This window comes from Glutamicibacter sp. TV12E (assembly GCF_052441935.1).
GTDB lineage: Bacteria > Actinomycetota > Actinomycetes > Actinomycetales > Micrococcaceae > Glutamicibacter.
The window spans coordinates 3,089,515-3,114,006 of record NZ_JBQVVF010000001.1 but is presented as its reverse complement, the minus strand read 5'-3'; the positions used below and the strand labels follow the sequence as shown (position 1 = coordinate 3,114,006).

The 24,492-nt window shown below is 58.0% G+C and carries 22 protein-coding genes; 10 read left to right on the top strand and 12 right to left on the bottom strand.

Annotated elements, in window-relative coordinates; translation table 11 throughout:
- Positions 1–60: 60 nt before the first annotated feature.
- A complete protein-coding gene (locus tag ACT7DV_RS14850; protein WP_013349123.1) occupies positions 61–264 on the top strand; it encodes a cold-shock protein in 204 nt (67 codons plus the stop codon).
- Between the two features lie 77 nt (positions 265–341).
- Here ACT7DV_RS14850 and ACT7DV_RS14845 read toward each other — a convergent pair whose 3' ends face one another.
- From ACT7DV_RS14845 to poxB, 7 genes are all read right to left on the bottom strand, one after another.
- On the bottom strand, positions 342–1,559 hold the full coding sequence (locus tag ACT7DV_RS14845) for an FAD-dependent oxidoreductase (protein ID WP_444663696.1): 1,218 nt from the start codon (positions 1,557–1,559) through the stop codon (positions 342–344).
- Positions 1,560–2,135: 576 nt separating this feature from the next.
- A complete protein-coding gene (nrdF, locus tag ACT7DV_RS14840) occupies positions 2,136–3,110 on the bottom strand; it encodes a class 1b ribonucleoside-diphosphate reductase subunit beta (protein ID WP_060701734.1) in 975 nt (324 codons plus the stop codon).
- A gap of 222 nt (positions 3,111–3,332) precedes the next feature.
- A complete protein-coding gene (gene nrdE / locus ACT7DV_RS14835) occupies positions 3,333–5,471 on the bottom strand; it encodes a class 1b ribonucleoside-diphosphate reductase subunit alpha (RefSeq protein WP_146275220.1) in 2,139 nt (712 codons plus the stop codon).
- Positions 5,468–5,953, bottom strand: a complete 486-nt coding sequence (gene nrdI / locus ACT7DV_RS14830; RefSeq protein WP_060701736.1) for a class Ib ribonucleoside-diphosphate reductase assembly flavoprotein NrdI — start codon at positions 5,951–5,953, stop codon at positions 5,468–5,470. Before nrdI ends, nrdE begins: the two co-directional genes overlap by 4 nt.
- A gap of 44 nt (positions 5,954–5,997) precedes the next feature.
- A complete protein-coding gene (gene nrdH / locus ACT7DV_RS14825) occupies positions 5,998–6,228 on the bottom strand; it encodes a glutaredoxin-like protein NrdH (protein WP_060703392.1) in 231 nt (76 codons plus the stop codon).
- 525 nt (positions 6,229–6,753) lie between these two features.
- Positions 6,754–7,488 (bottom strand): YggS family pyridoxal phosphate-dependent enzyme, encoded by a 735-nt coding sequence (locus tag ACT7DV_RS14820; protein WP_444663692.1) that lies wholly within the window; start codon positions 7,486–7,488, stop codon positions 6,754–6,756.
- Positions 7,489–7,563: 75 nt separating this feature from the next.
- Entirely contained in the window at positions 7,564–9,288 is a 1,725-nt protein-coding gene (gene poxB, locus ACT7DV_RS14815; protein ID WP_444663691.1) for a ubiquinone-dependent pyruvate dehydrogenase, read from the bottom strand.
- A 201-nt stretch (positions 9,289–9,489) separates the two neighbouring features.
- On the opposite strand from poxB, the gene ACT7DV_RS14810 reads away from it, so the two are divergent.
- Positions 9,490–9,852, top strand: coding sequence for a cupin domain-containing protein (locus ACT7DV_RS14810; RefSeq protein WP_444663689.1), 363 nt, complete (start codon positions 9,490–9,492; stop codon positions 9,850–9,852).
- Here ACT7DV_RS14810 and ACT7DV_RS14805 read toward each other — a convergent pair whose 3' ends face one another.
- Positions 9,853–10,926, bottom strand: a complete 1,074-nt coding sequence (locus tag ACT7DV_RS14805; RefSeq protein WP_444663687.1) for a PLP-dependent cysteine synthase family protein — start codon at positions 10,924–10,926, stop codon at positions 9,853–9,855. It abuts the gene before it with no gap.
- Between the two features lie 59 nt (positions 10,927–10,985).
- Between ACT7DV_RS14805 and ACT7DV_RS14800 the strand changes: the two genes are divergently transcribed.
- Together ACT7DV_RS14800 and ACT7DV_RS14795 are read left to right on the top strand one after the other, a co-directional pair.
- Positions 10,986–11,765, top strand: coding sequence for a hypothetical protein (locus ACT7DV_RS14800; RefSeq protein ID WP_444663685.1), 780 nt, complete (start codon positions 10,986–10,988; stop codon positions 11,763–11,765).
- 82 nt (positions 11,766–11,847) lie between these two features.
- Positions 11,848–12,198, top strand: a complete 351-nt coding sequence (locus tag ACT7DV_RS14795) for a hypothetical protein (RefSeq protein ID WP_444663683.1) — start codon at positions 11,848–11,850, stop codon at positions 12,196–12,198.
- An 87-nt stretch (positions 12,199–12,285) separates the two neighbouring features.
- Here the strand turns inward: ACT7DV_RS14795 and ACT7DV_RS14790 are convergent, their stop codons facing one another.
- A complete protein-coding gene (locus ACT7DV_RS14790) occupies positions 12,286–14,823 on the bottom strand; it encodes an esterase-like activity of phytase family protein (protein ID WP_444663681.1) in 2,538 nt (845 codons plus the stop codon).
- 190 nt (positions 14,824–15,013) lie between these two features.
- On the opposite strand from ACT7DV_RS14790, the gene ACT7DV_RS14785 reads away from it, so the two are divergent.
- Both ACT7DV_RS14785 and ACT7DV_RS14780 read left to right on the top strand, forming a co-directional pair.
- Positions 15,014–15,859, top strand: a complete 846-nt coding sequence (locus ACT7DV_RS14785; protein WP_444663679.1) for a 3-hydroxyacyl-CoA dehydrogenase — start codon at positions 15,014–15,016, stop codon at positions 15,857–15,859.
- 54 nt (positions 15,860–15,913) lie between these two features.
- A complete protein-coding gene (locus tag ACT7DV_RS14780) occupies positions 15,914–17,596 on the top strand; it encodes an ABC-F family ATP-binding cassette domain-containing protein (RefSeq protein WP_444663677.1) in 1,683 nt (560 codons plus the stop codon).
- A gap of 115 nt (positions 17,597–17,711) precedes the next feature.
- Here ACT7DV_RS14780 and ACT7DV_RS14775 read toward each other — a convergent pair whose 3' ends face one another.
- On the bottom strand, positions 17,712–18,056 hold the full coding sequence (locus ACT7DV_RS14775; protein ID WP_195182181.1) for a metalloregulator ArsR/SmtB family transcription factor: 345 nt from the start codon (positions 18,054–18,056) through the stop codon (positions 17,712–17,714).
- A 117-nt stretch (positions 18,057–18,173) separates the two neighbouring features.
- On the opposite strand from ACT7DV_RS14775, the gene ACT7DV_RS14770 reads away from it, so the two are divergent.
- The 4 genes from ACT7DV_RS14770 to ACT7DV_RS14755 are packed head-to-tail and all read left to right on the top strand — an operon-like array spanning position 18,174 to position 23,002.
- On the top strand, positions 18,174–19,784 hold the full coding sequence (locus ACT7DV_RS14770) for an ABC transporter substrate-binding protein (RefSeq protein WP_444663675.1): 1,611 nt from the start codon (positions 18,174–18,176) through the stop codon (positions 19,782–19,784).
- Positions 19,769–20,767 carry an ABC transporter permease gene (locus ACT7DV_RS14765; RefSeq protein WP_444663674.1) on the top strand — a complete coding sequence of 333 codons (999 nt, stop codon included), beginning with the start codon at positions 19,769–19,771 and terminating at the stop codon, positions 20,765–20,767. Before ACT7DV_RS14770 ends, ACT7DV_RS14765 begins: the two co-directional genes overlap by 16 nt.
- A complete protein-coding gene (locus ACT7DV_RS14760) occupies positions 20,760–22,319 on the top strand; it encodes an ABC transporter permease subunit (protein ID WP_444663672.1) in 1,560 nt (519 codons plus the stop codon). The genes ACT7DV_RS14765 and ACT7DV_RS14760 overlap by 8 nt, the downstream gene beginning before the upstream one ends.
- Complete coding sequence (locus ACT7DV_RS14755) at positions 22,316–23,002, top strand: ATP-binding cassette domain-containing protein (RefSeq protein ID WP_444663670.1); 687 nt, start codon at positions 22,316–22,318, stop codon at positions 23,000–23,002. The genes ACT7DV_RS14760 and ACT7DV_RS14755 overlap by 4 nt, the downstream gene beginning before the upstream one ends.
- Here ACT7DV_RS14755 and ACT7DV_RS14750 read toward each other — a convergent pair.
- Both ACT7DV_RS14750 and ureG read right to left on the bottom strand, forming a co-directional pair.
- Positions 22,999–23,880: an urease accessory protein UreD gene (locus ACT7DV_RS14750; protein WP_444663669.1), complete on the bottom strand. Its 882-nt coding sequence runs from the start codon at positions 23,878–23,880 to the stop codon at positions 22,999–23,001. The genes ACT7DV_RS14755 and ACT7DV_RS14750 overlap by 4 nt on opposite strands.
- A complete protein-coding gene (ureG, locus tag ACT7DV_RS14745) occupies positions 23,841–24,452 on the bottom strand; it encodes an urease accessory protein UreG (RefSeq protein WP_444663667.1) in 612 nt (203 codons plus the stop codon). The genes ACT7DV_RS14750 and ureG overlap by 40 nt, the downstream gene beginning before the upstream one ends.
- Between the last annotated feature and the right edge of the window lie 40 nt (positions 24,453–24,492).

The following is a 24,492-nucleotide window of genomic DNA, read 5'->3' as shown; positions in this document are numbered from 1 at the left end:
GAACTTCGGATCGGCAACCGGGCCACAACGTGGCCAATCAATAAATAAGGAAATAACACTATGGCCACTGGCACCGTGAAATGGTTCAACGCTGAAAAGGGCTTCGGCTTCATCGCTCCTTCGGATGGATCTGCTGACGTTTTCGCACACTACAGCGCTATCCAGAGCTTCGGTTTCCGTAGCCTCGAAGAGGGCCAGACCGTTGAGTACACCCTGGAAGCTGGTCCAAAGGGCCCACAGGCTACCAACATTCAGGCTCGCTAAGAGACTTTCTTCAAAGGTGTAGTTCCCCCGCAAGGGCTGGAACTGCACCTTTGTTGCATTTAACCCCAGCCATTCAATCAGTTCCGGCGCGCCCTGGCCGGCGGTCGTTCCCTCAGAACACCTACTCCAAGCAAACGGGCTGGTATCGCCGACAGCCGAGGAAAACGCCGAAAAATCATAGTTGCCGGAGCTGGCAAGATTATCTCGGCTGTTCCCCGCAGTACTTGCTTCAACCCTCTATGCATTATTCGTTGCATGCCCTGCACAACAAAGGTAGGCACAGTTCGTCGGAGCTGTACCTTGGCCAGATGCCGATCAGCCAGCGTTGCCGTCCGAAGTGGCTCTGCCAGAAGTCGCGCTGCTGCTACTGCATCTTGAACGGCCAAATTCACGCCTACTCCACCGACAGGACTCATCGCATGCGCCGCATCTCCAATGCACAACAGCCCTGGCTGCCACCACTTTCGCGCTCGATTCAATTTAACATCCAATAATTTCGCATCTTCGAGGCTCAAGGCAGCGACTCCCTCGACCAGCTCTGGGGCAGCCTTGGTGATCGATTGGCGCCAAGGATCAACACCCAGGCTTCGCAATTCAGCATCCTTGCCCTTAGGCAAGATCATTGCAGTCTGCACATAACCAGTTCGCGGGATCAAAACGAACATTCGGCCCTTCACAAATGCTGGCGACAACGTATATTGGCGTTTCAACTTGCCAGGGACTTTGAACCACCAAACATCAATCGGGACCGAAAATTCTTTCATCGCAATAGCAGCAGAATCACGAATACGTGACCACCTGCCGTCTGCTGCAATAGTCAGCCCGGCCCTCAACTCGTGATCGCCATCTGGCCCCGAGTATCGAACTCCAATGATTTTTCCCGATTCGCTCAGCACATCGGTGACCTCGCAATTCAAGCGAAGTTCAAAATGCTCTTCTGCCTCACCAGCGCGCGCTAAAAGATCCAAAAAATCCCATTGGGGAGCCATGGCGATATATGGATACGGGTGTTGCAGCTTCGACAAGTCCACGACCGTGACAGGTGAACCGTCCTGAGCGGGAAATTGCGCCTGCGTAACCTTATTGAACTTGATCTGCTCAAACTGATTCATCAATCCAAGTTCATCGAGCAACAGCAATGTAGATGGGTGGATAGTATCTCCACGAAAGTCCCTGAGGAAATCAGCATGTTTTTCAAATACCGTCACGGGAACTCCGGATCGTGCCAGCAGAAGGCCTGCCACCATCCCGGCAGGTCCTCCCCCAACGATGATGCAACTGGTGGCGGACTTCATCGGTATTCCTTTCGGAAGCTGTCTACTGCTTCCACCTTGTCACCAATTCCCTCACCTGAATAGTGCACAGGGTGCTTTCGGGATGAGATGGCCCAGGGCTTGAGGAGGAATTGCCGCGCCTACCCGTGAGCCTGGCACAGTGGGTGGCTCAAACAGCATTATTCGACGGCGGGCTCACTAATACGACGGGGCTCGGCTGCTCCCGCAGCAGCATATCGCTCGCCTCTGGCAGCGATCGGTTGCCCTCTTTTAACATGGAGGAATGGTTCAGTTCCACCGGGACGGAATCGACGGCATTGAAGCCGAGACATCTTTGCGTCTTAGCCGGCGGGCGAGAGCCAAGGTGCAGGGCCCAACCGCTGATTGACTATCCGCAAATGGTGCATCGCCGGGTGTTTTCCCGCTTCTTCCTGCGCACAAAGGTGCTACGGGTACCCGCGCAGATCTTCCGGAATTTTCACAAAATATTATTGGGTCACCGCTGCCAATAGATGGGCATAAAAACGGCCAGGACTTGCAGAATGCTGCAAGTCCTGGCCGCTGGTTGGCCGATTCAGGCCATTCTAAGATTCTGAACTAGAAGTCCCAGTCCTCGTCTTCGGTGTTCACGGCCTTGCCGATAACGTACGAAGAACCGGATCCCGAGAAGAAGTCGTGGTTCTCGTCGGCGTTCGGGCTCAACGCAGCCAAGATGGCTGGTGACACGTCGGTGACGGTTGCAGGGAACATTGCCTCGTAGCCCAGGTTCATCAGGGCCTTGTTGGCGTTGTAGTGCAGGAACTTCTTGACGTCCTCGGACAGGCCTACTGGATCATAAAGATCATGGGTGTACTGGACTTCGTTTTCGTACAGCTCGAACATCAGCTCGAAGGTGTAGTCCTTCAGTTCCTGCTTGCGCTCTTCGCTGGCGCCTTCCAGGCCCTTCTGGAACTTGTAGCCGATATAGTATCCGTGAACAGCCTCGTCACGGATGATCAGGCGGATCAAGTCTGCGGTGTTGGTCAGCTTCGCGTGCGAGGACCAGTGCATTGGCAGGTAGAAGCCCGAGTAGAACAGGAACGATTCGAGCAGGGTCGAGGCGATCTTGCGCTTGAGCGGATCTTCACCGTGGTAGTAGCTCTCAATGATCTGCGCCTTCTTCTGCAGGTTCACGTTCTCCGTGGACCAGCGGAAAGCCTCATCGATTTCCTTGGTCGAGGCCAAGGTCGAGAAGATCGAGGAGTAGCTCTTGGCGTGCACCGATTCCATGAAGGCGATGTTGGTGTACACGGCCTCTTCATGCGGGGTGATCGCATCCGGGATCAGCGAGACCGCACCAACGGTTCCCTGCAAGGTGTCCAGCAAGGTCAAGCCGGTGAACACGCGCATGGTCAGCAGCTTTTCATCTTCGGTCAAGGTCGCCCACGACTGGATGTCGTTGGACAGCGGCACCTTCTCGGGAAGCCAGAAGTTATTAACGAGGCGGTTCCATACCTCCACGTCCTTCTCGTCCTGGATACGGTTCCAGTTGATAGCTTCAACCTTGTGGGTGAGCTGAATCTTCTCGGTCATTGCCCCTCATCGATCAGCAGAAAATATGCAAAAAATATACAGTCAGACTGGCTTAAATCCTACCGCTTCTGCGCCTTAAAACATAACCTTTGACTCTGTGATTTTTGCCGTCTTATCGCCTTTGACTAGGCATTTAAATACAACCAGCTGCCAATTCTCTTGGAGAATTGGCAGCTGGTTGCTCAGTTAGCTAAGGCCTTGGCCGCAGCCTGAAGTTCCGGGTTACAGTGCGCAGGAAACGCAACCCTCAACTTCGGTGCCTTCCAGGGCCATCTGGCGCAGGCGAATGTAGTACAGGCTCTTAATGCCCTTGCGCCATGCGTAGATCTGGGCCTTGTTGATGTCACGAGTGGTGACGGTGTCCTTGAAGAACAAGGTCAGCGACAAGCCCTGGTCCACGTGCTGGGTTGCAGCGGCGTAGGTGTCAATGATCTTCTCGTAGCCGATTTCGTAGGCATCCTCGTAGAAATCGATGTTTTCGTTGTTCATGTAAGGAGCCGGGTAGTAAACGCGGCCGATCTTACCTTCCTTGCGGATCTCGATCTTCGCTGCGACCGGGTGGATCGAGGAAGTCGAGTTGTTGATGTACGAGATCGAACCGGTGGGAGGCACAGCCTGCAGGTTCTGGTTGTAGATGCCGTGCTCCATGACCGAAGCCTTCAGAGCGTTCCAGTCTTCCTGGGTAGGAATGTGGATGTCTGCGAAGAGTTCGCGCACGCGCTCCGTGGCCGGAGCCCACTGCTGATCGGTGTACTTGTCGAAGAATTCTCCCGACGCGTACTTCGAGTTCTCGAAATTATCGAAGGTCTCACCACGTTCCATGGCGATCTTGTTCGATGCGCTCAAGGCGTGGAACAGGACCGTGTAGAAGTAGATGTTGGTGAAATCGATGCCTTCTTCGGAACCATAGTAGATGTGCTCGCGGGCAAGGAAGCCATGCAGGTTCATCTGGCCCAGGCCGATAGCGTGCGACTTCTTGTTGCCGTCGGCAATCGAAGGTACCGAAGCGATGTAGGACATGTCCGACACTGCGCTCAATGCCCGAATGGCAATTTCAACCGAACCGGCAAGGTTCTTGCCGTCCATGGCCTTGGCAATGTTCATCGAGCCCAAGTTGCAAGAAATATCCTTGCCAATCTTGGAGTAGCTCAAGTCGTCGCCAAATTCGGAGGCCGAGGAAACCTGCAAGATCTCCGAGCAGAGGTTCGACATCGTGATGCGGCCAGCAATCGGGTTGGCCTTGTTCACGGTGTCCTCGAACATGATGTACGGGTAGCCGGACTCAAACTGGATCTCTGCCAGGGTCTGGAAGAATTCACGCGCGCTGATCTTGGTCTTCTTGATCCGCGAGTCATCGACCATCTCGTAGTACTTCTCAGTTACCGAGATTTCGCTGAATGGCACGCCGTAAACGCGTTCCACGTCGTACGGGCTGAAGAGGTACATGTCTTCGTTCTTGCGGGCCAGCTCGAAGGTGACATCCGGGATGACAACACCCAGCGACAGGGTCTTAATGCGGATCTTCTCATCCGCGTTCTCGCGCTTGGTGTCCAAGAAGCGGTAGATATCAGGGTGGTGTGCGTTCAGGTACACGGCACCGGCACCCTGGCGTGCGCCAAGCTGGTTAGCGTAGGAGAAAGAATCTTCCAGAAGCTTCATTACCGGGATGACGCCGGAGGACTGGTTCTCGATCTGCTTGATCGGTGCACCGTGCTCACGCAGGTTGGTCAGCGACAGGGCCACGCCGCCGCCGCGCTTGGACAGCTGCAGCGAGGAGTTCACCGCACGGGCGATCGATTCCATGTTGTCTTCAATGCGAAGCAGGAAGCAGGAAACCAGTTCGCCACGCTGCGCCTTGCCGGCGTTGAGGAAGGTAGGGGTTGCAGGCTGGAAGCGGCCGTCGATGATTTCATCAACCAGCTGGGTAGCCAGCTTCTCGTCGCCACGAGCCAGGTGCAGGGCAACCATGCATACGCGGTCTTCGTAGCGTTCCAGATAGCGCTTGCCATCAAAAGTCTTGAGGGTGTACGAGGTGTAGAACTTGAACGCGCCCAAGAAGGTTTCGAAACGGAACTTCTTGTTGAAGGCATGTTTGAACAAGTCGCGGATGAAGTTCATCGAGTACTGGTCAAGCGTTTCGCGCTCGTAGTATTCGTGCTTCACGAGGTATTCGAGCTTCTCGTCAAGATCGTGGAAGAACACGGTGTTGTTGTTCACGTGATCCAGGAAGTACTGGCGGGCTGCATAGCGGTCCACCTCGAACTGGATCTTTCCATCTGGACCGTAAAGGTTCAGCATGGCGTTCAGATCGTTGTAGCTCAAGCCCTGGAACTGGGCTGGGAGCTCCTTTGAGCTCGTCATCGTTCCTGCCAATTCTGCGACGCTGGTGTCCAAAAGGTTTCAAGCCCTTCTTTGACGTTGAGAACGTCTTCCGAGGTTCCCATAAGTTCGAATGTATAAAGTACGGGTACGCTGCATTTCTGGGCAATACGCTTAGCCGCGATGCAGTAGTACTCGCCGAAGTTTGTGTTTCCCGCGCCGATTACACCGCGAAGGTTTGCCCGATTTTCGTCATGCCGCAGGAACTTCATAATTTGCGGGACAATTGAATGCTTGCCTCGTTCTCCACCGTAGGTGGGGATGAGCAATACATACGGAGCAGTGGAGATGAGCTGCGGTTCGGTCGCAAAAACCGGAATCCGAGCCGCATCCATCTCAAGTTTTTCCACGAATCTCTTGGTGTTCTCCGAAACCGATGAAAAGTAAATCAGATTCGATTTCGTGAACTCGACTGGTTCGCGGGCCTCAGCGTTCTGCTTGTCAGCAAGAGCTGTGGGTGACATCCTCTTTCGCCTCCACTGCAAAGTGAGCGGAATGGGCTCGTGCTCTAGTTGGCTGGAGCCAGCAATTCGATCTTGTCTGGGCGGAAGCCCGACCAGTGATCATCGTCGGTAACGACGACAGGTGCCTGCATGTACCCCAAGCCACGTACGTGTTCCAAGGCAGTGGCATCCTGTGAGATGTCAACCTTGTTGTACTCGACACCCTTCTTATCCAACGCGCGGTAAGTAGCGTTGCACTGAACGCAGGAAGGCTTCGTGTAAACCGTGATGGCCATGTCCCTGATCCCCTTTAGAAATTCTTGATGTTGGCCGGATTCCCTCTTGTTGAGGGAAAGTCCCAGCTGTCCTTTCGGATGCCTCAAAAACAGGGTTTCCGAGGTGCTACTGGTGCGAGCCGCACCAACGGGTTCAATACTACATGTTGTGTTTTGCCGGTCAAGCGGCCACAACATGATGTATTACAAGTATGTCATTCTTCCCCCGCAACGTCCACAGGAACTGTGGATATTCGACCCCGTTTAAACCGCGATTTCTCGCGGTCTGCCCGACTTTGTCCACAGCCCTGCCACTGACGCATGTGGTTTAAAAATTCTTGTTGTGAGATGTTCCTCGGCGTGTTCCACTCCCATATCTAGTTGCGCCCTCCCATGGGCTGCCACTACATGTAGTTTCGCTCGCGCGACCGACAGTTTGGCCTGCCTGCGATCGCACTGTGCACAACGCAGCGCAAAGGACGGCCAGCTGTTTCCAGCCGTCCGCCCTTTGCGCTGCACCTTGGTAGAAGCCAGGCCACCCATTGTTCAGGCGTAGTTGCGCGCTCCGAAGATCCCTTGGCCCACACGCACCACGGTGGCGCCTTCGGCGATAGCGAGCTCATAGTCGCCGCTCATGCCCATCGACAGGTGTTTGAAGCCCTCGGGGGCATCTGGCTGCAGCTGTTGCAAGGTGTGGCGCAAGGAGGCGAAGCTACTGCGAACCTGTTGCTCGTCGCTGGTGTTGGCCGCCATGGTCATCAGCCCCACCGGCGTGAGCCGATCCAGCGGCGCCAAGGAAGCCAGCAGCCCGGCGGCTTCGGAAGCCAGAACCCCCGATTTGCTTTCCTCGCCGGACGTATTGACCTGGATGAAAACTTCCAGCGTGCGATCCTCCAGCTCCAAACGGCGTTGCAGCGTCTGGGCAAGCTTCAAGGAGTCCAGGGCGTGGAACTCGTCGGCGAACTGCGCCACGAACTTCGCCTTGTTCGTCTGCAGGGGGCCGATGACGGCATAGCGCAGGTGCGGGAAACGCTCATGGAAGCTCTCGTACTTGCCTTGCGCCTCTTGCACCTTGTTCTCCCCCAAGGTATCCACCCCGGCGGCAATAGCCAGTTCCAGGCGTTCGATGCCGATGGTCTTGGTCACCGGCAGCAAGCGCACGGAATCGAACTCGCGGCCCGCAGCAGTGCACGCGGCGGCGATGCGCTGGTTGACCGCTGCCAGGTTGCGAATGAAATCCTCGGTAGTAGCCGCATGGGCGGCTGCGGGTTGCGAAGTCAAAACGCCAACTTTCTCGATCTGCAAAAGTGTTGCTGGCGCCAAAAAGGCGCCAGCAACAAGCATAGGCATAAACGCCTAGAACATTTGCCGCCAATTGGTCTTCGCCAGATCCAGCAATTCGTCCCCGCGTCCCGAAAGCACCGTGCGGATGGCGTAGAGCGCAAAGCCCTTGGCCTGTTCCAGCTTGATGTTCGGCGGCATCGACATCTCCTGGCGGTCGGTGACAACGTCGAGCACCGCCGGGCCATCGTGCGCCAAGAACTCCCTGATGGTGGATTCCAGCTGGGCGGAGTCATCCACCCGATAGCCCTTCAACCCCGCGGCGGTGGCAACGGCGCCAAAATCCGGGTTGTGCAGGTCGGTGGCATAGGTGACGAATCCAGCCGCCTTCATTTCCAGCTCGACAAAGTTCAACGAGGAATTATTGAAGACCACGATCTTCACCGGCAGCTTGTTCTGGGTCGCGGTCAGCAACTCGCCGAGCATCATCGACAACCCGCCATCGCCGGCAAAGGCAATCACTTGCCGATTGCGGTCGATCGCCTGGGCTCCGAGCGCGTGGCACAGCGCGTTGGCCATGGAGCCATGGTTGAAGGAACCCAGGACCCGCCGCTTGCCGGTCATCGTCAGGTAACGGGCCGCCCAGATCACCGGCGAGCCGACATCCGCGGTGAAGATCGTGTCTTCATCAGCGGCCTGGTCGATCAGCCGGGCCAGGTACTGCGGATGAATTGCCGCGCCCGGCTTGGATCCTGTGGCCAATTCATCGAGCTTGGCTCTGGTCTTGCGGTAATGCTCCAAGGCATTATCCAGGTGCTTGCGATGAGTTTGCACCGGCAGCAGCGCATTCAGGGCGGCAGCAGTGTCCTTCACCGTGCCCACCAGCGGAACATCCACCCGGGTGCGGCGGCCAATCTGCTCGCCGCGGATATCCACCTGGATGATCGTGGCATCCTGCGGATAGAACTGCTGGTACGGGAAGTCGGTGCCCAGCATGAGCAGCACATCGCATTCCGCGATGGCCTTGGCCCCTGAGGCAAAGCCCAGCAGGCCGGTCATCCCCACATCAAAGGGGTTGTCGTACTCGATATGATCCTTGCCGCGCACGGCGTGCACGATCGGGGCCGCCAGCTTGTCCGCCAGCGCGATCACCTCGTCATGGGCACCGGCCACCCCGGCACCGGCCAGGATGGTGACCTTCCGCGACTCCTCAAGGATCTCTGCGGCCTGCTCCAGCTCCTGCTCATTGGGCAGGACCCGGGGGCTGGTCTTGGCGATGCGCTGGGTGGCGGTGCGCTCCATTTCCGACAGGGCCACGTCTCCGGAAATCACCAGCACGGCGACCCCGCGCTTTTCGATGGCCTCGCGCATGGCGATGCGCAAGATCCTCGGCATCTGCTTGACATCGGAAACCTGCTCTGCGTAGACCGAGCAGCCGCGGAAAACTTCCACCGGATTGGTTTCCTGGAAATAGTTGGAGCCGATCTCCTCGGTGGGGATCTGCGCGGCAATGGCCAGCACCGGAACCCGGGAGCGATTCGCGTCGTAGAGCCCGTTGATCAGGTGCAGGTTGCCCGGTCCGCATGAGCCCACGCAGACCGCCAGCTCTCCGGTGATTTCCGCTTCAGCCGCGGCAGCGAAGGCGGCAGCTTCCTCATGGCGGTGGTGCACCCATTCCATGTGCCCGTTCTCCCGCAAGGCATCGGTCAGGCCATTGAGCGAGTCGCCCGGGATGCCGTAGATTCGGCGCACCCCCTGGGTGTCGAGCTGTTCAATCAGGTGGTCGGCTACGTTAGGCAAAACATTCCTCCTGCACACAATTTTCCAGTGGGTCTATTGCCCACCCTACTGCGCAGTTCTGCCTTGTGCCATGGATATGCGGCGCCAAGCCGGGTTCCGCCAGACACACCCCCAGGTGTCGCGCCGCACACCACCGGTGCGGCCCAGGATCCAGCTGGCCCATGGCGCAAAAGACCGCCGTCGCTTGGCTAGGCTGGTGCCATGAGCAACGAACCGCGCCGCATGGCCAACACCGCAGAACTTCCCATCGGAGAACGCAACGGGGCGCTGTGGAAATTGGAGCCGGCAGAACGGGGGCTGGATGCCAACGTCATCTCGCTGGCTCCCGGCGAGCAGATCGGTCAGCACCAGGGCCCAGAGCTGGATGTGCTGCTGCATGTCCTCGCCGGCTCGGGCGTGCTGCGCACCGATAGCGGGCAGATCGACCTGGCGGTCGGTGACATCGTCTACCTGCCCGCGCACAGCCAGCGCCAGTTCATCGCCGGGGACGGCGGCCTGGGCTATTTCTCGGTGCACCAGCGCAAGAACACCACCGGCCTGATGCCCGCATCCCGCACCAGCTAGCTAGCGTTCTGGGCTGTTCCACACGCCTTTCTCGATGAACTGCTCCAGCTGGCCGGTGTACGGCTCCAGGTCCAAGCCCTGTTCATCGAGCCATTGCTGGTTGTAATAGGTGTTCGCGTAGCGCTCGCCGGAGTCGCAGATCAGCGTGACCACGCTGCCATGTTCCCCGCGCTGGAGCATTTGGGCGATGATCCCGAAGGCGGCATACAGATTGGTGCCGGTGGAACCGCCAGCGAAGTAGCGCGTGGTGGCCCGCAGGAAATGCATGGCCGCCAACGAGGCAGCGTCGGGAACCTGCACCATGTGATCGATCACCCCGGGCATGAAGGAGGCTTCAACCTTGGGCCGGCCAATGCCTTCGATCCGCGACCCGGTGCCGGTGGCGTACGCCAGATTGCCGGTCCGCCACCCTTCATAGAAGGAGGATCCTTCGGGATCGGCGACGCAGATGCATGTTTCATGCTGCTTGTAGCGGGCGTAGCGGCCGAAGGTCGCGCTGGTGCCGCCGGTGCCTGCTCCCACGACAATCCAGCTAGGGATCGGATGCGGCTCGGCGGACATCTGCGCGTACACCGATTCGGCGATATTGTTGTTGCCGCGCCAGTCGGTGGCCCGTTCAGCATAGGTGAACTGGTCCAGATAGTACCCCTGGCATTCTGCGGCCAATTCTCGAGCCGCGGCATCAACCTGCCCGGCCCCGTCGACCAAATGGCAGCGTCCTCCATAGAACTCGATGAGATTAATTTTCTCGGTGCTCGTCGAAGCCGGGACCACGGCAATGAAATCCAGTCCCAGCATCCGGGCGAAGTAGGCCTCGGAGACCGCTGTTGAGCCGCTGGAGGCTTCCACCAAGGTAGTGCCCTCGGTGATCCGTCCGTTCACCAGGCCATAGAGAATCAGCGAGCGGGCCAGCCGGTGCTTGAGCGAACCGGTGGGGTGCACCGATTCATCCTTCAAATACAGTTCGATTCCCCACGAGGCGGGCAGTTCGAAGCGGAGCAGGTGAGTGTCAGCGCTGCGATTCGCGTCGGCGTTGAGCTGGGAAATTGCATGTCGCACCCAAAGATCAGTCATTCTTCCACTGTAGCGGTGGCATCGTGCCAGAACACAGCCGGCGTGATAAATTCAAAATTGTGGAATTAAAGCTGGTTTCTGGTGGTTATGCCGCGCTCATGCTCCTTGGACTAGGCTGGGCCGTTTGGGCGGTGCTCACCGCTCCCGCCCTTGAGGATATTGCCGGCGGCTGGCTAGGGCAGGACGCAACTGCCAGTTCGGTGCCGCTCATCGGGCTGTTCCCCTGGCTTGGGTTGATGGCGGCGCTGGGCGCATATGCAATCTGGCAGGGGCTATCGCGCTGGCACATCGAAATACACCGGAAGATCCGTCCCTGGGTCCTGGGCATGGTGCTGCTCAACGCGATGTGGGTCTTGTGCCTGCAACGCGAATTGATCGGCGTGAGCCTGATTGCTGGCCTGGCGCTGCTGGCGGTATTGGCTCGCATTGTGCTGGCCATTGACCGCAGCGTTCTGGTGCAGCACATTGACCGCTGGGTCACCAGGGCGTGCTTCGGGCTCTTCGCCGGTTGGTTGTCGGTCATTATCGTTGCCGAGGCACTGGCCTTCGCCGCAATGCACCATGGCAACCCGGATGCGTTGATGTTCAAGGGGGCCAGCGCGCTGGCATTGATCTTGCTCGCCCTGTTTTTGTGCGCGGTCACCTTCAAGAACCCGATGGGCATTTATCTGAATGCCGGAGCGCTGTGGGTTCTGGCCTGGATCATTCTTGATCGATACTCGGGACACGACACTTCTCCGGTGTTTGCCACCGTTTGCCTCGTCGCCGCAGCCCTGATGCTGATATGCCTGCTCAGCGCACTGCGCACCCGCATCCGGCGAATCCTGAGTTCTCACTGAGCGCAACGCCGTACGCTTGAGAGCCATCCCCTGTCTGGATAGTGTGGAAGGCGAGGCCCAAAGGTCCATCAGAGAGGAAAACATGTCGAAGACTGCTAAGAGCTTTAAAGAAGTTGAAAAGTCGTTGGCGAAACTCGCCAAGGCTGCCAAGGAAGAGCTGCCCAAGGAAATCCGTGGCGGCTGGACGGAGGCTGTTTCCAGTGTCAATGCTGATGCCATCAGCAAGGCAGGTTCCCACCTGATCGAAAACGTCACCGGAAATTCCAAGGCTGCCCAGCGTGCACGCACCTCTGTGCAGAATGCCGTCCAGACCGCGCAGAAGAATCTGGCGCCTAAGGAGAAGTCCTGCAAGGGAGGCAAGTTCCTGATTGTCTCGCTGATTGTTGCAGCAGTAGCGGCCGTAGTTCTCTCCCAGGTGCAGAAGAAGAACTAGGTTTTCTAGCCCCAGGGATATGGGCTCAAGGCGTGGCATCCACGGATGCCACGCCTTGAGTCGTTTCTGCGCTACTTTCCCTACTGGCTACTTGGCCCTGCGTTCGCGCGCTGATTTGAATGCCGCGGCCGCACCGAGCAATGCGACCACCAGTCCGACTGGAATCAGCCACAAGCTATCGGCACCGGTATCTGCCAGATTCCCTTCTGGTTCAGCTTGCACAACTTTTTCCGGATCAATGCTGCTTGATTCGCCCGAGGCCGAGTCCTGGTCTTCCGCCTCGGGTTCTTGCGCAGGCTGCGACGGCCCAGGCTCTGCTGCATCCTCCGAAGGCGACGGCACTGGCGATGATTCGCTTGGTTCCGGCGTTGGGGTTGGACTGCCGGATTCAAGGTCGAAGACGCTTGATGCTTTGCCTAGAGAGGCGAAGACAGTTTCGCCGGTGGCGTCGTCTACCGCATCGTTGTCAGTGGCAACATAGACTTCTTCCCCTGCCACGGCCAGGCCTTCAAGCTTCTCCTGGGTCCATCCGCGGGTCGCTTCAAGCACCGGCAAGACATCGAAAGCAAGCTTCTTGTCCACCATGATTATGCCTGAACCGGCACCCTTGGCTTCGCCCCCGGGCAGTTCCACTTGGTATATCGCCTTGTGCTGAGCTGCTGGACCTACCTGGTTGTCACGTTCGATGACGGCATAGGAGCCGTCCGGCAGCGCTGTGATCTCCGAGAGCCCATTCCAGGAATCTTCGGCTGGCTTATCCAACTGGTACCCATACCAGTTAAGCGAGCCGGTGGCAGGAAGATATTTGCCAAGGCGGACAAATGACTCGCCCGGGACTTCTCGTTGCAATGCGAAGATCACCTGCTCATCATCACCGCTTCCCCGCACTGCCACGCCTTCCAGGCCCTGCTTCTGAAGCGGGCCGACAACATCTTCCGGCAATGCGACTTCTTCAACCACCGCGCCAGAGTCATCGATTTTCACCAGCAGGTTCCCAGTTCCCTCGGCTCCTTCATGGGCCGCCCAGAAACCACCGTCTTCACGTGCAGCCAGCCCTTCAAGGTCCAATTCCACGCTTGCACCGGTGACGGAAATCGAGTGGTCGACAGTTGCCGGCTTGCCAAGGGTGATGCCATAAATCTGTGCCGCATAGGCGTTATCGCTGACCGCGTAGAGCTTGCCCGGATCTTTCGGGTCAGGGCTCAGTCCGCTGAGCGCCCCAAATGGAACTAGCGAGTTCTGGTTTGATACAAGTTGCGGGAATTGCGCCTGGTCGGCTCCGAAGGAGTAGAGGCTGAGCGCGGAACGCACATCGTCCTCATCGGTTTCAGAAGCGACCGCAAGCAGTCCGCGTTCTGGAATGGGCAGGATCCCTTCTGGCCCGTTGGTGCTGGGCAAAGTCTGCACATAACGCGGAGACTTTGGATTGGACAGGTCATAGACGGCGACAAAGTTCGCCCGTTCTGCGGCAACAAATCCGTAGTCGACGCCGTTGAACTGTGCAATAGCAAGGCCTTCAGGCTCGACACCCTTTTTGTCCGCACGGCTTTCGGGGTAGAGGCCCTGGGCTAGCGCGAGTTGTTCAAGGGTATTTCCGGAGTCCCAAACTACCTTTCCCGTGCGTGAATCGAAGATCGAAAAGCCGCGGCTCCCGCCCTTCCAATCGCCTTCATTGGCGGTGGCCAAATAGCGGTCTTGGAGCCAGGCGACAGCATCCGGTTCTCGCGGAACATTCTGCAGTGAGCCATCGGCATCGAGTTGGCCGTCGTCGGTCGAGTCGATTCCTTGAAGGTCGACAGTGCCAGTGCTGAAAGCCCGCTTGAGCTTGCCGCTTGGCATGTCGATAAGCACCATGCCGTTGTTTTCTTGGAGGGTTACCGCCAGCTGGTTTTCAGAATTGATGCTCACATACTCTGGCTCCGGGTCCTGTGGGGTGTCCAGGCCGGCTTTTGCCAAGAGCGGCAATGCTCGGGGATCGCTTGGTGTTCCAGAAGTCAATGGGACTTCGCGCAGATTCCACTCTTCTGGGTTGTCCGCCTTGAGATCCAGGATGGCCACGGAACCGGCAGGCGCTTGGGGAAGCCCGCCGTCGCCGGCATCCTCATCGCGTTCGTTCTCGATGGCGATGCCTGCATACGCGCCGTCTTTGGAGATTGCGATCGAATCCGGCTGTCCGGGCAACTCGAAGCTATGCGCAAGCGAGCGGTCTGCGATGCGCACAACGTCCACCCGTCCGGAGGGTTCGCTGTAGCTTGCGGAGGTATTGACGACAACAAACACGTACGGCCCGTAGGCTGCAACGCTCGTTGGCTCGTCTTCGGCACTGCCAAGTTGATGCAACCCCAGCAGTCCCAGGCCTTGAGGTTTCGCCGGATCAGAAATGTCGACAAAACCGACACTTCGCGAGAGGGCATCCGAATAGATCAGGGTATTGCCATCTTCTGAAACGGTGGAAATTTCTGCCGCGGTGGTACCTTCAGCACCGTCCGGATGGTTTTCGTACACCGGATACGTGGCGACCCGCTCAAAATATTCGCTGGTGTCAGCGCTGGCGGGGGTGCTAATGCTGGCGGCTAGGATCGCAGCCGCGACTAATCCAATACTTTTACCTGCAGCGCGATGCACCGGCTTCTCCCTTATGAAGTACTAGTTGTTTCCTCCCAAGATTCTCAGTAGCGGGCTAATTGCTGATGAACGAAAGGCGGACACCGGCAGGACGGTACATGTCGAATGGTTCCACTCCTCACATTTAGTTGCATTGCTTCAACTAAAAGCGCAGACTCACAATGAAACTTCAATTTTCAAGGAGATTAACATGCAACTGACAAATACAACCGTGCTGGGCACTGGGGTTCTCGGTTCACAGATCCTCTTCCAAACCGCCTACCACGGCGTGCCAGTCATCGGCTTCGACATCAGCAATGAAGCCCTTCACGCAGCCTCCGGACGCCTCGATGCACTGGTAGCCGAATATGCCTCATTTTTTGGCGACCCCGCCAAGGCCCAAGCGGCTCGGGAGTCAATCCAGCTGACGACAGACCTGGCCCAAGCCGTCAAAGGCGCAGACCTAGTCATCGAAGCTGTTCCGGAAAACTTGGAAATCAAGGAACAGACTTACCAAAAGCTGGCCGCGCTCGCCCCGCAGCACACCATCTTTGCGACCAACTCCTCAACGTTGCTGCCCTCGGACATCGCGCCGTTCACCGGCCGGCCCGAAAAATTCTTGGCATTGCACTACGCCAACAACATCTGGAAGAACAACACCGGCGAAGTCATGGGCACCGCCAGCACCAGCACAGAAGCCTACGAGGCTGTGGTCGATTTTGCAGAACGCACCGGGCTGGTCCCCATCCGGGTGCTCAAGGAACAACCAGGCTATGTGCTCAATTCATTGCTCGTTCCATTCCTGGAGTCCGCCAGCCACCTATTGGTCAACGAAGTTGCCGACGCCTCTACCATTGACACCACCTGGAAACTGGGTACCGGCGCCCCTTACGGACCCTTTGAAATCTACGACATCGTTGGATTGAATACCGCCTATCACATCTCCAGCCATGGCGATGAAACCAGCAAGAAGTTCGCCGAGCTGCTGAAAAACGAATACATCGATCACGGCAAACTTGGCGTAGCCACGGGCGAAGGATTCTACAAGTACAACTGACCTGCACGCACCGCCCGGCAAAACGCGACCCTGCCCCTCGGATAGGATGGTTCGGTGGCTCATATTGACGTGACTGACATCCAGTATTTCCTCTCCGACGGCACCCAGCTGCTGGGCGGTGTCACCTTTAAGGTTTCCGCAGGAACCAAGACAGCCTTGATCGGGCCCAACGGCACGGGTAAAACCACGCTGTTCAAAATCATCGCTGGCGACCTCAAAGCCGACGAAGGCTCGATCAACCGCACCGGATCGCTGGGGATCATGCGCCAGTTTGTCGGCCAGGTGCGCGACGAGACAACGGTCAAGGAACTCCTGCTTTCCACCGCAGCTCCCGCACTGGCCAAAGCGGCGGACAAGGTGGCCAAGTACGAGGAGCTGATGCTCACCAGCGAGGACGAAAAAGTCCACATGCGCTACGCCGAAGCCATCATCGAATGGGGTGACGCTGGCGGATACGAGCTGGAAACCACCTGGGACAAGGTCTGCATGGCAGCTCTCGGCGTGGAATTCGATGCTGCTTCACATCGCTTGGCCCGGACCTTATCTGGCGGCGAGCAGAAGCGCCTCGTTCTCGAGGCGCTCTTCGAAGGCAACGATGACCTGCTGCTGCTCGATGAACCGGACAACTATCTTGATGTCCCCGGAAAGCGCTGGCTCGAAGAGAAGATGCGCAACTCCCCCAAAACGGTGCTGTTCATCAGCCACGACCGTGAACTTCTGAATAATGCAGCGACCCGCATCGTCACCCTGGAACCAGGGCATGGCGGAGCTACGGCCTGGATCCATGGCGACTCATTCGGCAGCTATGTTGAAGCCCGGCAAGAACGCAACGAACGCTTCGAGGAACTGCGCAAGCGCTGGGACGAAGAGCATGCCAAGCTCAAGGAACTGGTCAACATGTACAAGACCAAGGCCGCCTTCCGCTCAGACATGGCCAATCGATACCATGCGGCCACCACCCGCTTGGAAAAGTTCTTGGAGGCTGGTCCTCCACAGGCAATTCCGCTGGAACAGAACGTGAATATGCGGCTCAAGGGAGGACGCACAGCCAAACGCGCCGTGGTGGCAGAAAAACTTGAACTCACCGGCCTGATGAACCCCTTCTCCGCCGAGATTTGGTTTGGCGACCGTGTGGGGGTTCTGGGCTCCAATGGTTCTGGCAAGTCCCACTTCTTGCGCTTGCTGGCCAGCGGCGGCAGCGACCCGGAACGCGAGCACTTGCCAGTTTCGGACATCGTGATCGACAGGGTTGAACACGAGGGCACAGTTAAACTCGGTGCAAGGATCAGACCAGGCTATTTCGCTCAAACCCACACGCGCCCGGACCTTTTTGGCCGGACGCTGCTTGAGATTTTGCATCGCGGCGATGAGCATCGCTCCGGTTTGCCTCGTGAGGCAGCGGCCGGCGCATTGGACGGCTACGGGCTGGCCGGGCAGTCCGAGCAGAAGTTCGAGTCGCTCTCCGGTGGACAACAGGCCCGTTTCCAAATTCTGCTGCTGCAGCTCTCCGGGGCGACCTTGCTGCTCCTGGACGAGCCGACCGACAACCTGGACTTGCACTCCGGCGAAGCGCTTGAACGAGCCATCAATGCATTTGAAGGAACGGTTCTAGCGGTCACGCATGACCGCTGGTTTGCCAAGAGCTTCGACCGGTTCCTGGTCTTCGGTTCGGACGGCAAGGTCTACGAATCAGCAGAACCGGTATGGGACGAGACCCGCGTAGTGCGCAAGCGCTAGGCTACAAGGTCGAGTCAAAGGCGGCCCTGGCCGCCGATCAAGAACCCCATGGTGGAATGATCGGCGCCAGGGCTTCTTTGCGCCTCGCTGCAACGCCGGGCAATGGCACCCCCGGCTAATGCTCGGGGTGCAGCACCGAGTGCGGTGCCTGCAGCTGATGCAGCAATTGATGAATTCCCGGGTGCACTAGCCGCCAGCGCCGGTACTTCCCGTCCCGCTCTACTTGAATGACGCCAGCGCGATGAAGCGTCGAAAGGGCCTGGGTGACCGTATTAGGCGACAGGCCGGTCGCTTCAGCCAGCTGGGTGACAGACGAGCCGGGCGCGGCATGCATCGCTATGAGAAGCCTGATGCGCGTTTCATCAGCACACAGGGAAAACACCTCGATCCACTCGGGAATCGTTGCCTGAACCTTTGAGAGCGCCTCGGAACCTATTTTTTCCAGTTCTATCTCAGCCACTGTTCTCCACTCCTGTTCTGATGGGAAAACATCGGGTCACACAGACATCTGTCTGAACGAACACATGTATTCTGAGAACATCAAGCACCCCACCTTTTCCGAAAGGACCCATGCACCGTGCGCCAGCCGATTTCCCGGGCCACAGCGATTCTCCTACCCATCGTAATTGTCTGCAGCGGGTGCCAGGTAGCCAGCACGGACGCATCGGTCGATTCCAGCGTAAATTTGCTCACCCCGGCACTGCCGTCCACGCTCAATCCGCTGGCGGGATTTGATAACAACGGCATCGGGAAAATCAATGAATCCCTCTTCACGCTCCGAGGCGAGCCGGATGCCTTGCCTGAGATCGTGCCGCTGCTCGCACAAGACGAGCCTTCAATTTCCGCAGATGGACTCATCTGGGACATCACCTTGCGAGAAGGGATCGAATTCAGCGACGGAACGCCTTTTGACCCGGCTGATGTCGTTGCGAGCTACCGGGCCATCAAGGAACCGCGCACTGCTTCTCCCCTAGCCGGAACCCTGGAAAACCTCGCGGCCGTGGAGGCTCATGGCCCTGATGGCGTGCGCTTCATTCTGCACGAGCCACAGGTGTCCTTCAAGACTTCTCTGCTCATCGGCATCGCCCCGTCCGAAAAAATCCAGGAGCGGACACCTGTCAGCGAGTCATCGCTGAACCGCGAGCCTATCGGCACCGGCCCCTACATGCTAGAAAGCTTCGACAGCTCGTCCTTGGTACTAAGCGCTAATGAAAACTACCGGGATGGAGCCCCTGCGGTCCGGAAAGTCTCCTACACCGAATCCGCCGACGATAATACGCGCACGCAAGTGATGGCGGGATCTGATTACACCGGCACCGTCTTGCCTGCTCGCCTCGCAGCCAGCTTTGCGCAGCGCGAGGGCTTTGACGTGGTGACCGCTACCAGCGCTGACTGGCGTGGCATTTCGCTGCCCTCCGATCACCCGCTAACCAAGGACCCCAAGGTCCGGCTGGCACTGAACCTTGCGATAGACCGCGACGAGATCGTTGCTGGCGTATTGGCCGGTGCCGGGCGTCCTGCGTACACGTTTGTTCCCCCGGAATACGGAAAGTACTACAATTCGCAGGCCGTTTTCGAGCATGATCCGATGCGCGCCCAGCAACTGCTTGATGAAGCCGGGTGGACGGTAGCGGCCGATGGAGTGCGCAGCAAAAACGGAGAACGCGCGGAATTCACCCTGCTCTACAACCCCGGGGATACGCTCCGCCGGGACTTGTCGCTGGCCCTCGCTGCGCAATTAGAAGCATACGGAATCAAAGTTATTGTTAAACCTGCAACCTTTGATCAGGCAGAACCCCGAGTGCGCAAGGATGCGATCATGCTTGGCGGCGGCGATACGCCCTACGACGTGGATACCCAGCTGTATAAGATGCTGCACTCGAGCTACCCCGATGCCGGCGCTTACTACGACAATCCAAGCCACTATTCCAACAAGCTGATGGATCAGGCGCTGCATACCGGACGCACCAGCACGGACCCGAAAACCCGAGCCAGCGCCTACCAAAAAGTGCAGGAACTCTACGTCGAAGATCCTTCCATGCTGATCATAGCCTTTGTGGATCACAGCTATGTCCAGCGCAGCAACGTCCACCAGCGGTGGAACACGACCGGAACACTGCTGGAGCCCCACGAACACGGAACTGCCTGGGGCCCATGGGCGCAAATTGGACAGTGGACCAACCAGTGAAAGCGCGCTTCGCAGCACACCGCTGGAATCTGGTTGGCACGCTGCTGATCCGCCGCATGCTCATCGCGCTACCGGTGACTGCCGGCCTTACGGCGGTGGTCTTTGCGCTGGCCGGCATTGCGCCATTCAACCCCTTGGCCAGCTACCTCGGTTCAAGCTACGCCCACACCAGCCTGGACCTGCGCGACCAATTGCGCGCGGAACTTGGCTTTGACCAATCCTGGATCCAGGTTTGGACCCATTGGGTCTCACATGCCTTGCAGGGGGATTTTGGAGTCTCCGTAATAGCGGCGCGACCGGTAATGCAAGTGCTGGCCGAGCGTATTCCCCTGACAGCGCTGCTCACCGCAACAGGACTGCTTATGGCGATCCTGGCTGCCTTGCTCTTGTCCCTCGCCGCGGCCAAATACCGTCATGGGTTCCTTGACCGTCTCGCCCAAGCTGTCGCCCAGCTCGCTCAGTCTGTACCGGTATTCGTGGTGGCCTTGCTGGCAATCGCAATGATTGCCCTCCCCCTGGGCTGGCCCACGGGAGGCATCGCAGCAGCCGGCACGAGGCCAACTCCTGGTTCAGTCATGGTCCATCTTATTTTGCCCGCCAGCGTCCTGGCTTTCAGCTTGCTGCCGTGGCTGCTGCTGAATCTTCGGGCATCACTGTTTGAAGCGCTGGATTCCGATGCGGTTCTCGCAGCTCGCGGCAGAGGAGCATCGCAAATACTGCTAAGGGAAGCGCTGCCGCAAGCTTTGCTGCCCTTCATCACCGTCATCGGATCCCGGTTAGGAGAGCTCATAACCGGCGCTCTCATCATTGAGACGATTTTCGCCTGGCCTGGAATTGCTTCGGCAGTCATCGATTCGGCCATCGCGGGCGACTTTGCCCTGCTCGCGGCCGTGACGGCTTGCTCAGCCCTTGCCGTATTCGCTGGCAATGCCCTGGCCGATGCAGCATATCTGATCGCTGATGCCCGGGTGGCCCATGCGTAATTTCCGTGTCTCGATGCCGGCCGCGCTGTTGTGCGCAGCACTGCTCGGCTATGCATTTCTTGTTCCCGCCCTAAACCCAAACGCAGTTGGCGCTGTGGACCTTTCCGCCGTCTACCAGCGCCCTGGTCCAACGCGCATATTCGGCACGGATCAGCTGGGACGCGACTTGTGGGTACGCACTGCTGCCGCGCTGCGGGTTTCATTGCTAATGGCCCTGGGCTCGGCCACCTTCGCAACGCTCATGGGAATCATTGCCGCAACGGTTGCGGTCACCTCCGGAAAATTCGTGGATGGCGTCATCAGCCGTGCAATTGACGGCCTCAACGCGATTCCGCACCTGCTTCTATCGGTGGTGATCCTGGCGCTTTGGCCCGGACAGATTTGGGCGATAATCATCTCTATCGGGCTGACCCACTGGACTCAGGTGGCCCGAGTAGTGCGCGCCAAGTTGCTCTCAGAACGAGAAAACGGCTATGTCAGGCTCAGCGCGGCGTCCGGGGCCAGCTCGCTGGCCTTATGGAGAACCCACCTTATTCCTGCCATTTTGCCGCAGGCTGGAATCGCCTTCGCACTGCAGGTGCCACACGCAATGTGGCATGAATCGGCCCTGTCGTTCCTGGGCGTGGGGCTTCCCGCTCAGGCAGCCTCGCTCGGATTGCTTTTAGAGGATGCGCGCAGCGGAATCCTCGCCGGTGCCTGGTGGTTGCTGATTTTCCCGTCCACGGTGCTGATCACCGCCTGTTGGGCGGTTGCCCGATTGGCCCAACAAGATCCTGGCCGCCGTTCTCCTGGTCGCAGGCGGCCTGGGAAGGCATTCAAAGCGCTCAAATCCAGCCCTGAGTTTGCGCCAAGGCCTTCTCAAGGATTCAGTGCTCGCTCAACGGTGCGGGCCGGTGAACAACTGCTGGTCAGGCAGGTAGAAATCAGCGCAGAGCCTGGAACCATCAATGTTCTGATGGGAACTTCAGGAGCAGGCAAGACCCTGTTCCTGCGCTCGATTGCCGGGCTGTTGCCAGATTCGTTGGAGGCATCATCGATGGTGACACTCAACGGGCGCGCAGGCTCCAACGCCAGGGCTGGAAAATTCCTGGGCAGCGATCTGGTCTTCATTCCCGGTTCGGCAGCCACCGCGCTTAATCCGGTGCATACGATGCGCAAAGCGCTCACGCGGGCACTTCAAAAACATTCGCAACAGGCCACCGGCGGGAACCTTGAGGCCTACTGGCGGCAATTTGGATTGGACGCCCACCTCCTGGATCGCTACCCGCATCAGTTGTCGGGCGGACAAGCTCAGCGTGCATTGCTAGCGCTCGGGCTAGCCGGTGATCCAGCATGCGTTGTGCTCGACGAGCCAACAGGCGCCTTGGATGAAGATACCCGGTTGATCGTTGCGCAGATCCTGCGGAAAACAGCCGATGCCGGCACCATCGTGTTGATGGTTACCCACGATCTTGATTTGGCAGAGCAATTGGCCGGAGTCATCCACACCATGGAGGATGGCCAGTTGATTTCCACAAAGGTGCTTTTCAGCCACCGGGAGGGCATCAAATGACCTTGAGAATGGAATCGGTAGAACTGAAGCTGGCAGGGCGCCAAGTCTTTCCGCCAACAAGCCTCATAGTTCCTGCGGGCCAGATATTGGGCCTGACTGCCCCTTCGGGGGCAGGCAAGAGCAGCTTGCTCTCAATTGCCTCACTTTTACAGCGCCCAGACGCGGGCTGGATCTTCTTCGACGGGATTCCCATCCCCGCAGAGTTAGCCACGTCGAAAATCCCTGTGGCAGTCCGCAGAAACATCGGCATGCTGCCCCAGAATCCTAGAAATTTTGCGGATCCGCGACTAACGCTGGCAGAAACAATCACCGCGCCCTTGGCTTTCCGAGATGGCAAATCCCGGCCTGTACCGCAACGCTATCAAGACCAATTGCTTCGCTTAAGCGCTCAGGTGCAACTGTCCATAACCCTGCTGAGCCGATTCCCGTCCCAAGTTTCTGATGGACAGCTGCAGCGCGCCTTGATGGCCCGGGCCTTGAGCCTGGATCCAAAGCTTATAGTCTGCGACGAGCCAACTTCTGCCCTGGATCCAGCTACTACCAACGCCATATTGAGCGCATTGCGCACCAAGGCGGCCGAAGGGGCTGCGGTGCTGATCGCTTCCCACGATCGAAACTCGTTGACTCGATACTGCGATGCGGTGCTCCCCTTGGCCGGCCTGCATCAACCTTCTATTTGCTAGTACTTGCGCAATTCAACGGGCGCCTGGGCGCGCAACCGGCCGCGCAATTCATTAACGATGCACATCAATACGGCGGCAGCCGACTGCGTCGATTTACCCAAGGTACGCACCGAAAGGCCGGCCGCAGCGGTCATGGAAATCCCCACATGGACCGGTTCACCTTGTTGCGCCGCTACGGCATAGGCCTGAACTCGCAAGTCATCAACCAAGGCGGCATCGATGCGTGCATCTACGGCCAAGAGCATCCCGACGTGGCTGAATCCCTGCAAATAGAGCAAAGAATCCACCTCTTGGTCATCCGGCTGAACCAGGAGATTATCGAGCACCGCCAAGTAACCGCCGATATGCACTTCGGTGCGCAAGCGGATCCGCTGATATTTGAAGAGCTCGCCATCAGGGCTCCAGCCCGGAGTGATGATTTCGCACATCACCAAAGAACTGGACTCGTGCATGTGCACGATCGTTTCCTGGCGATAGCTGGAGTCGCGATAGGCAATTAATTGATCCGGCAGATACTCCAGCACAGCGTCTTCACCCAACTCGATGTTCAGCTGTGACTGCGCTTCGCCTTGCGGCGTTCGATAGATCTTTGTCGCAGATTGAGTCGTTAGCAGCACGCTCGCTGAGGAGCCAACACCAATGCCTATGCGATACTTGTCCGCGCCGAGGTAGCCGCCACCTGGATTGACTACCGTGTAGCAAACCTGCGCAGTGCTATCGAGGTAATGCGGGCGAAGTACCCGCAACGCCCCCTGATGATACTGGCGAGTGGCTATATCCTTGCCTGCCCTGCGTTCAATGTGCAGATCAAGTTCGCCAGTTAGCCGTTGCCCAACCACTATGCAAGATCCGTCATCAGCACGTCGTGCTTGAGCCATGCAATCACTTGCTGCAGGCCATCGTCGGTCTTCAGGTTCGTGAAGCAAAACGGCTTATCTCCACGGAACTGCTTGGAGTCTGACTCCATAATCGACAAATCGGCGCCAACGTAGGGTGCCAGATCAGTCTTGTTGATGATGAACAGATCAGACTTGATCATTCCTTGACCAGCCTTGCGCGGGATCTTCTCTCCCTGCGCCACATCGATGATGTAGATGGAAAAATCCACCAGCTCGGGCGAGAACGTGGCCGAGAGGTTATCGCCACCCGACTCGACAAAAATAACCTGCAAGTCTTCGTGCTTGGCTATGAGGTCTTCGATTGCCGCTTCGTTCATCGAGGTGTCTTCGCGGATGGCGGTATGGGGGCATCCGCCAGTTTCAATGCCGACAATTCTGTCCAATGGCAGGACACCATTGGCAGCCAAGATCTTGGCGTCTTCAATGGTGTAGATGTCATTGGTAATTGCTGCCATGGAGATCTCGCCATCCAAGGCGCGCGTGATCCGCTCAATGAGCTGAGTTTTGCCGGCACCTACTGGGCCGCCGATGCCAATGCGAATTGGTTCCATTTTAATATTCCTCGAATCAGTTGGGACCGCAGAAACGGCC